This is a genomic window from uncultured Aquincola sp. (assembly GCF_964001545.1).
Classification (GTDB): domain Bacteria; phylum Pseudomonadota; class Gammaproteobacteria; order Burkholderiales; family Burkholderiaceae_C; genus Aquincola.
The window spans coordinates 1-11,566 of sequence record NZ_CAXFDV010000246.1; the positions used below are offsets into that span (position 1 = coordinate 1).

Here is an 11,566-nt window from a genome sequence, read left to right on the forward strand (position 1 = left end):
GAGCGGGACCGCCCTTTGCCCTGTGCTGCGCTGGAGATGCGCACGATGCAAATGCTTCTGTTCTGCCCGCCCTATGCAGGCCACCTCAACCCCATGCTGGCCCTGGGCGGCGCCCTGCGTGGCCGCGGGCATGCGGTGTCGTTGGTCGGCCTGGCCGATGCCGAAGATGCGGTCAAGCGCGCCGGCTTCGGCTTCGAGGCGGTGGGCATGGACAGCAGCCATCCGACCGGCACGCTGGCCCGCATGGAAGCCCGGCTGGCCCGGCTGCGCGGCGTGCTGGGCATCAGCAGCGTCATCCACGACGTGGCGGCGATGACCGACATGCTGTGCCGCGAATCGCCGGCGGTGATCGAGCGCCTGAAGCCCGACGCCATCGTCTGCGACCAGCTGGAGCCGGCCGGCGGCCTGCTGGCCCGGCGCTACCGCCTGCCGCAGGTGTCGGTGGCCAATGCACTGATGCTGGACCGCGAGCCCTACATGCCGCCGCCCTTCACCGACTGGGGCTACGCGCGCACCCGCTGGGCCCGCGAGCGCAACCTGGGCGGCTACCGCGTGAGCGACTGGATGATGGGCCGCGTGGGCGCGGTGCTGGAGCGCTGGAGCCAGGCCTTCGGCCTGACCGGCTGCGCCAGCACCGAACAGTGCCTGTCGGCCCGGCAGATCGGCCAGCTGTCGCCGATGCTCGACTTTCCGCGCGAAGACCTGGGCGATGGCTTTCACTATGCAGGCCCTTTGCGCCGGCCCATGCACGAAGAGCCCGCCTGGCAAGCGCCCGAAGGCGCACAAGCGCCGTTTGCCTTCGTCAGCCTGGGCAGCCTGCAGGGCGGGCGCTTTGGCCTGCTGTCCCGCATCACCCTGGCCTGCCGGCAGCTGGGCCTGACCGCCATCGTGGTGCACAACGGCCGGCTGAGCGCGGCGCAGGTGGCCCAGCTGCCCGGGGCGCCGGTGGTCGCGGCACACCTGCCGCAGCGGCGCGTCATCGCGCAGTGCGCGCTGGTGGTCAGCCATGGCGGCATGAACACCGTGCTCGACGCGCTGGAAGCCGGCGTGCCGCTAGCGCTGCTGCCGCTGGCCATGGAGCAAGGCGCCATCGCCCAGCGTGTGGTCCGTGCCGGCGCGGGGCGCCTGCTGCGGGGCCGGCGCAGCACGGCGTCTGTGCGTGAGCTGCTGGCCGGCGTGCTGCGCGACCCTGGCCACCGCCGCCGCGCTACCGAGGTGGGCCACAGCCTGCGCGCCGGTGGCGGCGTGGCACGCGCGGCCGAACTGGTGGAACGCCATGCGCACTGAAGCCAACGGCCTGGTGCTGGCGGGCGGCGGCCTGGCCAACGGACTGATCGCCTGGCGCCTGCGCCAGCTGCGGCCCGAGCTGCCACTGACGGTGCTGGAAGCCGGGCCCACGCTGGGCGGCAACCACACCTGGTGCTTCCACGACGGCGACCTGGACGCGCCACAACGGGCCTGGATGGCGCCGCTGGTGGCGCATCGCTGGCCACAGCACGTGGTCATGTTCGACCAGCGCAGCCGGCGCATGGCCAGCGGCTACAACGCCATCACCTCGCAGCGTTTTCATGAGGTGTTGTCGCGCGACCTGGGCAGCGCGGTGCGGCTCTCGACCCCCGTGGCCGAGGTGCGGCCGCAGCAGGTGGTGACGGCCGGCGGCGAGGTGATCGACGGCCAGGCGGTGATCGACGGGCGGGGCTTTGCGCCGATGACGCCGCTGGACCTGCGCTACCAGAAGTTCCTGGGGCTGGAGCTGCGCCTGGCCCGGCCGCACGGCCTGCAGCATCCGGTGCTGATGGATGCGCGCGTGCCGCAGCTCGACGGCTACCGCTTCGTCTACCTGCTGCCTCTGTCGGTACACACGCTGCTGGTGGAAGACACCTACTACGCCGACACGCCGGCCCTGGCCCCCGCGGCGCTGCGCGGCCGCGCGCTGGCCTATGCGCAGGCCCAGGGCTGGAACGTAGCCGAGGTGCTGCGCGAAGAACAAGGCGTGCTGCCGATCGCCATCGACGGCGACGTGGACGCGTTCTGGCAGGGCCACCGGGGCCAGCCGGTCAGCGGCCTGCGCGCTGGCTTGTTCCACCCGACCACCGGCTATTCGCTGCCGCAGGCGGTGCGGCTGGCCGAGCTGATCGCGCGGCAGCCCGACCTGTCGGCCGCCACGCTGGCCGCGGTGATCGAGCGCCATGCACGGCGCGTGTGGCGCTCGCAGTACTTCTTCCGCGCCCTCAACCGCATGCTGTTCCTGGCCGGCCCGGCCGAGGGGCGGCACCAGGTGCTGTCCCATTTCTACCGCCTGCCCGACGCGCTGGTGGCCCGCTTCTACGGCGAGCGGCTGACCCCCATCGACATGCTGCGCATCGTCACCGGCAAGCCGCCGGTGCCCTTTTTCTCGGCCTTGAAAGTGCTGTTGCCGCCGCGGCGGATGGAGTCTCCTGCATGAAACGCGATGGTTTGAAGACCGCGGCCGTCATCGGCGCCGGCATCGGCGGCCTGGCCCTGGCCATCCGGCTGCAGGCGGCCGGCATCATGACCACGCTGTTCGAGCAGCGCGACAAGGCCGGCGGCCGTGCCTATGTGTACGAGGACGACGGCTTCATCTTCGATGCCGGCCCCACCGTGATCACCGACCCCGGCGCGCTGCGCTCGCTGTTCGAGCTGGCGGGCCGGCGCATGGCCGACTATGTGGAGCTGATGCCGGTGACGCCGCTGTACCGCCTGTGCTGGGAAGACGGCGACCACTTCGACTACGTCAACGACCAGGCCGAGCTGGAGCGCCAGATCGCCGCCCGCTCGCCGCGCGACGTGGAAGGCTACCGGCGCTTTCTGGCCTACTCGCGCGAGACCTTCGAGAAGGGCTACCTGCAGCTGGGCGCGGTGCCCTTTTTGAGCTGGAAGGACATGGCGCGTGCGGCGCCGCACATCGTCAAGCTGGGCGCCTGGCGCAGCGTGCACGGCGCGGTGGCCGGCTTCATCCACGATGAGAAGCTGCGCCAGGTGTTCTCGTTTCACTCGCTGCTGGTGGGCGGCAACCCGTTCGAAACCTCGTCGATGTATTCGCTGATCCATGCGCTGGAACGCGAATGGGGCGTGTGGTTCGCGCGCGGCGGCACCGGGGCGCTGATCCGCGGCATGGTCAGGCTGTTCGAGGACATCGGCGGCACGCTGATGCTGGACACGCCCTGCGATGCCATCACCACCGAAGGCCGGCGCGCCACCGGCGTCACCTTCCGCCCCCGCGGAGGTGCGCCGGTGACCCTGCCCTTCGATGCGGTGGCCTCCAACGCCGACGTGGTGGCCACCTACGACCGGCTGCTGGCCGGCCACCCGCGCGGGCGCAGCGAGGCGCGGCGGCTCAAGGGCAAGCGCTTCAGCATGTCGCTGTTCGTCATCTACTTCGGCCTGCGTGGCGAGCGGCCCGACCTGAAGCACCACACGGTGTGCTTCGGCCCGCGCTACCGGCAGCTGCTGGACGAGGTGTTCGGCCGCTGCGGCGGCGAGCTGCCGGCCGACTTCTCGCTGTACCTGCATGCGCCCAGCGTGACCGACCCTTCGCTGGCGCCGCCCGGCCACAGCAGCTACTACGTGCTGGCGCCGGTGCCGCACCTGGGCCACACCCAGTTCGACTGGGCGGTGGAAGCGCCGCGCTACCGCGACCGCATCCTGCAGTACCTGGAAGAACGCTACATCCCGGGCCTGCGCGCCGACCTGGTGACCTGCCGCACCTTCTCGCCGCTGGACTTTCGCAGCGAGCTGGGCGCGCACCTGGGCTCGGCGTTCTCGCTGGAGCCGCTGCTGACGCAGAGCGCCCTCTTCCGGCCGCACAACCGCGACAAGGACATTCCCAACCTGTACTTCGTCGGCGCCGGCACCCATCCCGGCGCCGGCATTCCGGGCGTGCTGGCCTCGGCCCAGGCCACCGCCGGCCTGATGCTGGACAGCCCCGCCACTGCCTTGATCACCACCGAAAGGACCGCGCCGTGAGTGCCCTGCCCCCTTCCACCTTGCTGGACCATGCCCAGCAGGCGATCACGCGCGGCTCGAGCAGCTTCGCCTCGGCGGCGCGGCTGTTCGACAGCGACACCCGCCAGAGCGTGGTGATGCTGTATGCCTGGTGCCGCCACTGCGACGACGTGGTGGACGGCCAGCAGGACGGTCATGGCCAGGTGGCACAAGACCCTGCGCTCGGTGCGCGCCGCATCGAGGCCCTGGCCGATCAGACGCGGCGCGCGCTGCGTGGCCAGCCGACCGACGTGGCGCCTTTTGCGGCGCTGGCCGAGGTGGTCAGGCGCCATCGCATTCCGGAGCGCTTTCCGCTGGAGCACCTGTCGGGCTTTCGCATGGACGTGGAAGCACGCCGCTACCACACGCTGGAAGACACGCTGGACTACTGCTACCGGGTGGCCGGCGTGGTGGGCGTGATGATGGCGATGGTGATGGGCCGCCGCGACGACGTGACGCTGGACCGGGCAGCCGATCTGGGCCTGGCCTTCCAGCTCACCAACATCGCCCGCGACGTGATCGACGACCATGCCGCCGGCCGCCTGTACCTGCCGGCGCAATGGCTGGCCCAGGAAGGGGTCGATCCTGCCGAGGTGGCCGAGCCCCGGCACCGCGAGCGCGTGGCACGGGTGGCGCAGCGGCTGGTGGAAGCGGCAGAGCCGTACTACTCGTCGGCCCGGCTGGGCATCGCGGCGCTGCCGATGCGATCGGCCTGGGCGGTGGCCACGGCCCGCGGGGTGTACCGCGAGATCGGGCTGCAGGTGAAGGCCCGCGGCGGTGCGGCCTGGGACCAGCGCATCAGCACCGGCAAGCGGCGCAAGCTGCAGCACCTGCTGACCGGCGGCCTGATGGCCGCGATCAGCCGGACCGGCGTGAGCCAGCCGCCGCCGATGGCGCTGCGCGAGCGGCTGTGGACCCGCCCGCGGGCCTGAGAGCAAGCTCGCCGGCCAGGGCCTGCCGGCGCACCGCCGGCAGCCGCCACCACGGCGCATCGGGCCGCAGGTGGTGCTCATGGTGGTAGCCGAAGTGAAAGCAGGTGAACAGCGACGCCCACAGGCCGTAGGCGTTGCTGCGCGCGCGGTGGTGGTCGGCAAAGCCGCCGTCCTGCGCCTGGTCCAGCCGGTGCGGCAGCCAGGTGCCGAAGGCAAACAGCTGCACCGACGACAGGATGGCCGGCAACGCCCAGAACAGCATCACCCGCTCGAACGGTGCCCCCAGCCCGAAGACGAACAGCGCGGTCATCGTGGCCACGCCCAGGATCTCGGGCAGGCCGGTGTACTGGCGCATGAAGTTGGCATACCAGGGCCAGAAGCGCCGGCCCTGCAGATGGAAGTCGGGATCGTGCGCGGTGCCGGGCGCGCGATGGTGGTCCATGTGCCGGCCGTCGAAGCGGCCTATCAGAAAGCCGGCATACAGCCCCATGCACAAGGCACCCAACGCGCGGTTCAGCCGCGGCAGCGTAGGCGCCAGCGTGCCGTGCATCGCATCGTGGGCCAAGATGAACAGGCCCGCGTCCAGCCAGCAGATCAGCGCGACCAGCAGCGGCACCCACAGCACATCGGCGGCGCTCCAGCGGTGCACGAACATTCCATAACCCAGCAGGGCCGCCCAGGCCGCGATCAGCATCAGCGCCAGGCCCACGCCCACCCACGTCTGGCGCTGCAGCGGCCGGCTCATGGCGGCGCCTCGGGGCCGTGGCGCCGGGCCCGCAGCCGAGCCGCCAGCCGTGCCGGATCACCCGCCACCAGGAAGCCGAAGGACACCGCCCCGTCGCGGCTGCGCACCGCATGGTGCAGCCGGTGCGCCTGCACCAGCCGCGCCAGGTAGCCGCCCGGGCGCGGCTGCCAGCGCAGCGGCCACCGGCGGTGCACCAGGCCGTCATGCACCAGGCCGTACAACAGACCGTAGAGCGTCATGCCCATGGCCATCCAGTGCAGCGGCCACCACCGCCCCTGCCCCACCACGAACAAGAGCACCGCAAAGGCCGCGAACAGCACCGCGTAAGCGTCGTTGCGTTCAATGCGCGAGGCACCGGGCTCGTGGTGCGAGCGGTGCCAGCCCCAGCCGGGCCCGTGCATCCACAACCGGTGCACCAGCGCGGCCACGCCTTCCATGGCGACGGCGCTGGCCAGCACGATCAAGGCCCTCAGCCCCAGGTCGCCGGCATCGAGGTGGCTAGGCAGCAGCATCGCGGTTCCGGGTCATTTAGCAAGCAGGGCAAGCGCCATTCCTGCCCATGGGCCGCCTACCCCCGCCCCCGCCAGAACGCCAGCACCTGCTGCGCGAAGCGGTGCACGTCGATGGGCTTGGTGAGGTAGCCGTCGCAGCCGGCGGCGCTGGCGCGGTCGGCGTCGCCGTGCATCGCGTAGGCGGTCAGCGCCACCACCACGATGGGGGCGGTGGCCGGGTCGGCCTTGAGCAGGCGGGTCAGCGTCAGGCCGTCCATGCCGGGCATCTGCATGTCCATCAGGATGAGCTCGGGCGCAAAGCTGCGCACCGCCGCCTGCGCCGCCGCTGCGCTGTCGGCGCGGGCGACGGTCAGGCCCGCGCTGCTCAGCACGTACTCGGCCAGCAGCAGGTTGCTGGCGTTGTCATCCACGATCAGCACCCTGGGCAGGGCCGTGTCATTCATGGCCACTGTCGGCTCCCAGTCGTTCGCGCCAACGTGTCAGCGCCTTCAGCATGCCGTCCAGGCGGCCGCCCCCTTTTTGCACGATGGCCTCGGCCGAGGCCTGCAGGCGCCGGGTGTCGGCCTCGCCCAGCGACAGGCTGGTCCACACCACCACCGGCACCTCGCGCCAGCCCTCCATGCGGCTGATCGCGTCCAGCACGTCGAAGCCGTCCATGTCCGGCATCATCAGGTCGAGCACGATGATGTCGGGCGCCAGCGCATCCAGTTCGGCCAGTGCGCTGCGGGCATCGGTGCGTGCCATGGCGCTGATGCCCATGCCCTGCAGGGTGGCGCTCATCAGCTGCACCGCCATCGGGTCGTCGTCGATGATGAGCACCTGCGGGTCCGGCCCCAGCGCGGCGGTCAGCCGGTTCAACACCTTGACCACCTCCTGTGCATCGATGGGCTTGGCCACCACGTCGGCCACCGCAAAGCTGGCCACGCGCTGCGGCCGCGCCGTCATCGACAGTGCCAGCACGGGCGCGTGGCGCGGCTGGCGCGCCGCATCGAAGCGCAGGGTCTTGACCAGCGACAGCCCGTTGTCGTCGGGCAGGCTCAGCGACAAGGTCATGGCCGAGTAGTCCAGCTGGGAGACCATGTGCACCGCCTCGCGCACCGTGCCCGCCGGCGCCACGCGGATGCCGGCCAGCGTCAGCGAGTCCACGGCCGCCTGCTGCACGGCGGGGTCTTCATGCACGAACAGCAGCGGCACGTCGCCCATGGGCCGCTGGCCGCCGGGCACATCCGTGCCGTGGTGGCGGTTGAGCACCGCCCAGAACACGCTGCCCACCCCCGGCGTGCTGCGCAGGCCCACGCGGCCGCCTTGCGCTTCGACCAGCCGCTTGGTCAGCGCCAGGCCCAGCCCCGTGCCCTGGTGCACCTTGCTCGACCCGTCGCTGAGCTGCGTGAAGTCGGCGAACAGGCGCGTCACGTCCTGGGCCGCGATGCCCACCCCGGTGTCGTGCACCTCCAGCACAAAATGCTCGGCATCGGTGGCCCGCGCGCGGATGCTCACGGTGCCGCCTTCGGGCGTGAACTTGATGGCGTTGGACAGGTAGTTGTAGAGCACCTGCTTCAGGCGCGCTTCGTCCAGCGTCAACGGGCCCAGCGCCGGGTCCAGGTCGGTGGAGATGCTGACCTTCTGCCGCGCGGCCGTCAGCTGCAGCACCTGCACCGTCTGCTGCACCACCTCGGCCAGGTCCAGCGCCTGGGGCCGGAACTCCATGCGGCCCGCCTCCACCTTCGACAGGTCCAGGATGTCGTTGATCAGCTGCAGCAGGTGCTTGCCGCTGGAAGCGATGTGCCCGGTGAAGATGACCTGCTGGGGCGAATCGGCCGGCACCATGCCGGAGGTGAGCAGCTCCGCGAAGCCGATGATGGCGTTCAGCGGTGTGCGCAGCTCATGCGACATGTTGGCCAGGAACGCGCTCTTGGCGCGGTTGGCGGCTTCTATGCGGCGGTTCTCGCTTTCCAGCCGCTCGGCCATGCGCTGCGCCGCCTCTGCCAGCTTGTCGCGCGTGATGTCCATCACCACGCCCAGCAGCCGCACCGGCCGCCCGCCGTCGAACTGCAGGGCGCCATGGATGTCGAGCCAGTGGATGCTGCCATCGGGCCACACGACGCGGCAGCGGCAATGCCAGGGGCTGTGGCTGTTCAAGGCCGCCTCGTACGACGCCATCACCTGCGCACGGTCCTCTTCATGCACATGGTCGAAGAAGCGATTCGGCCCCCAGTCGTGCACCCGGCCCGCATAGCCGAAGCACTGGTCGTGGCGCACCGAGCGCACGGTGGCACCCGTGACCAGGTCCACCTCCCAGTCGCCGATGCGCGCCACCTCCAGCACGAAGCGCAGCCGGGCCTCGCTTTCACGCAGCGCCGCTTCGGTGCGACGTTGCATCGAGATGTCACGCGCGATCTTGGCCGCGCCCACCACGCGCCCTTGTGCATCGCGGATGGGTGATACCGAAATGGAAACGTCGATCGGCTTGCCGCTCTGGTGCACGCGCACGGTGTCGAACGGCGGCACGCTGGCGCCGCGGGCCAGCTCGGCCACGATGCGGGCTTCTTCGTGCAGGCGGTCCACCGGGATCAGCATCTGGATGGGCTGGCCCACGGCCTCGTCGGCGCTGTAGCCGAACAGCTGCTCGGCGGCCTCGTTCCAGTCGGTGATCTGCCCGCTCAAGGTCTTGCCGATGATGGCGTCGGTCGACGACGCGACGATCGCGGCCAGCCGCGCGTTCTCGACCTCGGCCTGCACCAGCTCGGTCCGGTCGCGGAACACCAGCGCCAGGCCGCGCACCGCGCCTGCCTGGTCCTGGATGACCGAAGCCCGCACCACCAGCGGCGTGCGCCGGCCCTGTCGGCCCACCAGCGTGGTCAGGTGCGGGGCCTGCGCCGCCAGCCCCAGGCCCACGACCATGTCCACCGGGTTCTGCGCCGCCACGTCGGCGGGCAGGCCTTCGCGCTGCCACACCTGGCGCAGCGGGCGGCCCAGCGCATCGGCCCGGCTCCAGCCGGTCAGGCGCTCGGCCAATGGGTCCATCTGGGTGATGCGGCCTTCACGGTCGGTGGCCATGAAGCCGGCGTCGATGCCGGCCAGCGCCGCCATCAGGCTTTGCTCGGCCCGGTGCGCGGTGTCTTCCGCCTCCTGCCGGCGCGTGACCTCGGCCTGGAGGTCACGGATGGCCGCTTGCAGCTGCCCCACGGACGGGATCTTCAAGGCCCGCGGCAACAGCACCCACAGCGCCACCGCGGTGACGACCGAGACCACCGCCGTCACGCTCTTGGTCAGGGCCTGCAGCCAGTAGTCGGGCCACCAGAGGGTCCACACGTCCATCACATGCGTGGTGCCGCAGGCAAAGATGAAGGCGCCGAAGAGGCCGTAGACCCAGGCCAAGGAACGCTCCTGCCGCAGCTGCGCGAAGCGCCACAAGGCCAGCGGGATGGAGAAGTAGGCGGCAGCGATCAGCGCATCGGCGCCCACGAAGGTCCACAGCAGGCCCGGTGTCCATGTGAAACAGTAACCATGGGGCAGGAAGCTGCCCTGGCCGAAAAATGCGTCCACCTGGGAGTCCTCCTCAGCCAACGACTGCCGAGGTGTAGCGTACCCGGCCAGACCTTGCCCACCCCCGTGATCGGCCCCTTGACCGAGCCCAAGCGCCGGCTTTGTCCGACAGCGCTGCAACCTGGACTGCCTAAGCTTGTCCGATTGCAACTGAGTGCCTCACCGGAGTACGCCATGCCTGACCACAAGCTTTCTTCCCGCCGCATCCTGATCGTTGCCACCGATGGCTTCGAGCAATCGGAGCTGCTGGTTCCGCAAGAGGAACTGACGGCGCTGGGTGCCACCGTGCACGTGGCTTCGCCCAAGACGGGCGAGATCAAGGGCTGGGACCACACCGACTGGGGCAAGAGCGTCAAGGTCGACCTGCCGCTGTCCCAGGCCGACGCCAAGGACTACGACGCGCTGGTGCTGCCCGGCGGCCAGATGAACCCGGACGCACTGCGCCTGGAGCCCGACGCCATTGCACTGATCAAGGCCTTCGCGGCGGCCGGCAAGCCGGTGGCGGCGGTGTGCCACGCACCGTGGCTGCTGATCGATGCCGGCCTGGTCAAGGACCGCAAGGTGACCTCGTGGCCTTCGGTGCGCACCGACCTGACCAATGCGGGCGCCACCGTGGTGGACGAATCGGCCGTGATCGACCGCGGCATCATCACCAGCCGCAAGCCCGAGGACCTGCACGACTTCGTCCGGGCGATCGCCTCGCAGCTGAACTGATGCGCGACCGGCGCAGGGCGCAAGGCCCTGCGCGCCCCGTCAGTCGCCCTTGAAGCCCGTGGCCTTGACCAGCCCCGCCCAGCGCTGACCTTCGGACCTGATCAGCTTGTCGGTATCGGCCCGGCTGCTGGTGCTGGTGCTGAAGCCGGCCTCGACCATCCGCGCCTGCACATCGGGCAGGCGCAGCGTGTCCTGCAGCTGCTTGTTCAGCAGGTCCAGCACCGGCGCCGGCGTGCCGGCCGGGGCCAGCACCGCGAACCAGGTGGACACGTTCACCTTGGGCAGGCCGGCTTCGGCAAAGGTGGGCACGTCGGGCAGCAGCGGCGAGCGCTGCGGCGCGGTGGTGGCCAGCGCACGCATCTTGCCGCCCTTGATCTGCGCCGCCCCCAGCGCGGTGGACACGAAGCTGCCGGCCACGTCGCCCGAGACGATGGCCGTCACCGCATCGCCGGTGGCGCGGTAGTGCACCGGCTCCACCTTGAAGCCGCCGGCCTCGGCCAGCAGCTCGGCGCCGAAGTGGCCCGGCGTGCCGGCGCCGAAGGTGGCGATGTTGGTCTTGTCGGCCTGGGCCTTGGCCGCTTTGACGAAGTCGGCCACCGTCTTGTGCGGCGAGTTGGCGGGCACCACGAAGACGAAGTCCACCTTGCACAGCTCGGCCACGCCCACCAGTTCCTTGGTGGGGTCGTAGGGCAGCTTGCTGAAAGCCGCCGGCGCGATGGAGATGGAGCCGGCCTCGCCCAGCAGCAGGGTGTAGCCGTCGGCCGGACTCTTGGCCACCGTCTGCGCGGCGATCTGGCCGCCGGCGCCCGCGCGGTTGTCCACCACCACCTGCTGCTTGAGCGCCTGGCCCAGCCGGTCAGACACCAGCCGCGCCAGCACGTCGGGCGCGGTGCCGGGCGCATAGCCCACCACCAGCTTGACCGGCTTGTCGGGGTAGCCGGCCTGCGCATGGCCGGTGCCTGCCCAGGTGCCCGCCACCAGGGCCGCCACAACGGCCAGCAGTTGTCGCTTGTTCGCTTGCATGCGCTTGTCTCCGTGTTGTGCTGCAAGCAGTGTGGTGCGCCGCGGCCGGCGCGGCTGTCATCCCCGGTGGGGACACGTCAGATGGAAAC

General features: G+C 70.8%; 10 protein-coding genes. 5 read left to right on the forward strand and 5 right to left on the reverse strand.

Translation table 11 applies throughout. The features are described 5' to 3' along the window. The first annotated feature begins 45 nt into the window (after nucleotides 1-45). From ABNT58_RS08465 to ABNT58_RS08480, 4 genes are read left to right on the forward strand one after another with little or no spacing between them, the layout of a single operon-like run. Nucleotides 46-1,287 carry a glycosyltransferase gene (locus ABNT58_RS08465; protein WP_348753058.1) on the forward strand — a complete coding sequence of 414 codons (1,242 nt, stop codon included), beginning with the start codon at nucleotides 46-48 and terminating at the stop codon, nucleotides 1,285-1,287. Beyond that, nucleotides 1,277-2,446 carry a lycopene beta-cyclase CrtY gene (gene crtY / locus ABNT58_RS08470; RefSeq protein WP_348753059.1) on the forward strand — a complete coding sequence of 390 codons (1,170 nt, stop codon included), beginning with the start codon at nucleotides 1,277-1,279 and terminating at the stop codon, nucleotides 2,444-2,446. The genes ABNT58_RS08465 and crtY overlap by 11 nt, the downstream gene beginning before the upstream one ends. Beyond that, nucleotides 2,443-3,987, forward strand: a complete 1,545-nt coding sequence (locus ABNT58_RS08475) for a phytoene desaturase (RefSeq protein WP_348753060.1) — start codon at nucleotides 2,443-2,445, stop codon at nucleotides 3,985-3,987. Before crtY ends, ABNT58_RS08475 begins: the two co-directional genes overlap by 4 nt. After that, complete coding sequence (locus tag ABNT58_RS08480; protein ID WP_348753061.1) at nucleotides 3,984-4,937, forward strand: phytoene/squalene synthase family protein; 954 nt, start codon at nucleotides 3,984-3,986, stop codon at nucleotides 4,935-4,937. The genes ABNT58_RS08475 and ABNT58_RS08480 overlap by 4 nt, the downstream gene beginning before the upstream one ends. On the opposite strand, the gene ABNT58_RS08485 is transcribed toward ABNT58_RS08480, so the two are convergent. The 4 genes from ABNT58_RS08485 to ABNT58_RS08500 are packed head-to-tail and all read right to left on the reverse strand — an operon-like array spanning nucleotide 4,864 to nucleotide 9,740. Next, nucleotides 4,864-5,682 carry a fatty acid desaturase gene (locus ABNT58_RS08485; RefSeq protein WP_348753062.1) on the reverse strand — a complete coding sequence of 273 codons (819 nt, stop codon included), beginning with the start codon at nucleotides 5,680-5,682 and terminating at the stop codon, nucleotides 4,864-4,866. The genes ABNT58_RS08480 and ABNT58_RS08485 overlap by 74 nt on opposite strands. Beyond that, nucleotides 5,679-6,194, reverse strand: a complete 516-nt coding sequence (locus ABNT58_RS08490; RefSeq protein ID WP_348753063.1) for a sterol desaturase family protein — start codon at nucleotides 6,192-6,194, stop codon at nucleotides 5,679-5,681. The genes ABNT58_RS08485 and ABNT58_RS08490 overlap by 4 nt, the downstream gene beginning before the upstream one ends. 56 nt (nucleotides 6,195-6,250) lie before the next feature. After that, entirely contained in the window at nucleotides 6,251-6,637 is a 387-nt protein-coding gene (locus ABNT58_RS08495; protein WP_348753064.1) for a response regulator, read from the reverse strand. After that, nucleotides 6,630-9,740 (reverse strand): PAS domain S-box protein, encoded by a 3,111-nt coding sequence (locus tag ABNT58_RS08500; protein WP_348753065.1) that lies wholly within the window; start codon nucleotides 9,738-9,740, stop codon nucleotides 6,630-6,632. Before ABNT58_RS08500 ends, ABNT58_RS08495 begins: the two co-directional genes overlap by 8 nt. Nucleotides 9,741-9,914: 174 nt before the next feature. Here ABNT58_RS08500 and ABNT58_RS08505 point away from each other — a divergent pair, with 174 nt between their 5' ends. Continuing rightward, entirely contained in the window at nucleotides 9,915-10,454 is a 540-nt protein-coding gene (locus ABNT58_RS08505; protein ID WP_348753066.1) for a type 1 glutamine amidotransferase domain-containing protein, read from the forward strand. Nucleotides 10,455-10,493: 39 nt separating this feature from the next. Here the strand turns inward: ABNT58_RS08505 and ABNT58_RS08510 are convergent, their stop codons facing one another. Continuing rightward, nucleotides 10,494-11,477, reverse strand: coding sequence for a tripartite tricarboxylate transporter substrate binding protein (locus ABNT58_RS08510; protein WP_348753067.1), 984 nt, complete (start codon nucleotides 11,475-11,477; stop codon nucleotides 10,494-10,496). Nucleotides 11,478-11,566 lie beyond the last annotated feature (89 nt).

Coding starts and splice junctions, on each gene's coding strand:
- ABNT58_RS08465 (WP_348753058.1), top strand. CDS start 46: ATGCAAATGCTTCTGTTCTGCCCGCCCTATGCAGGCCACCTCAACCCC.
- crtY (WP_348753059.1), top strand. CDS start 1,277: ATGCGCACTGAAGCCAACGGCCTGGTGCTGGCGGGCGGCGGCCTGGCC.
- ABNT58_RS08475 (WP_348753060.1), top strand. CDS start 2,443: ATGAAACGCGATGGTTTGAAGACCGCGGCCGTCATCGGCGCCGGCATC.
- ABNT58_RS08485 (WP_348753062.1), bottom strand. CDS start 5,682: ATGAGCCGGCCGCTGCAGCGCCAGACGTGGGTGGGCGTGGGCCTGGCG.
- ABNT58_RS08490 (WP_348753063.1), bottom strand. CDS start 6,194: ATGCTGCTGCCTAGCCACCTCGATGCCGGCGACCTGGGGCTGAGGGCC.
- ABNT58_RS08495 (WP_348753064.1), bottom strand. CDS start 6,637: ATGAATGACACGGCCCTGCCCAGGGTGCTGATCGTGGATGACAACGCC.
- ABNT58_RS08505 (WP_348753066.1), top strand. CDS start 9,915: ATGCCTGACCACAAGCTTTCTTCCCGCCGCATCCTGATCGTTGCCACC.
- ABNT58_RS08510 (WP_348753067.1), bottom strand. CDS start 11,477: ATGCAAGCGAACAAGCGACAACTGCTGGCCGTTGTGGCGGCCCTGGTG.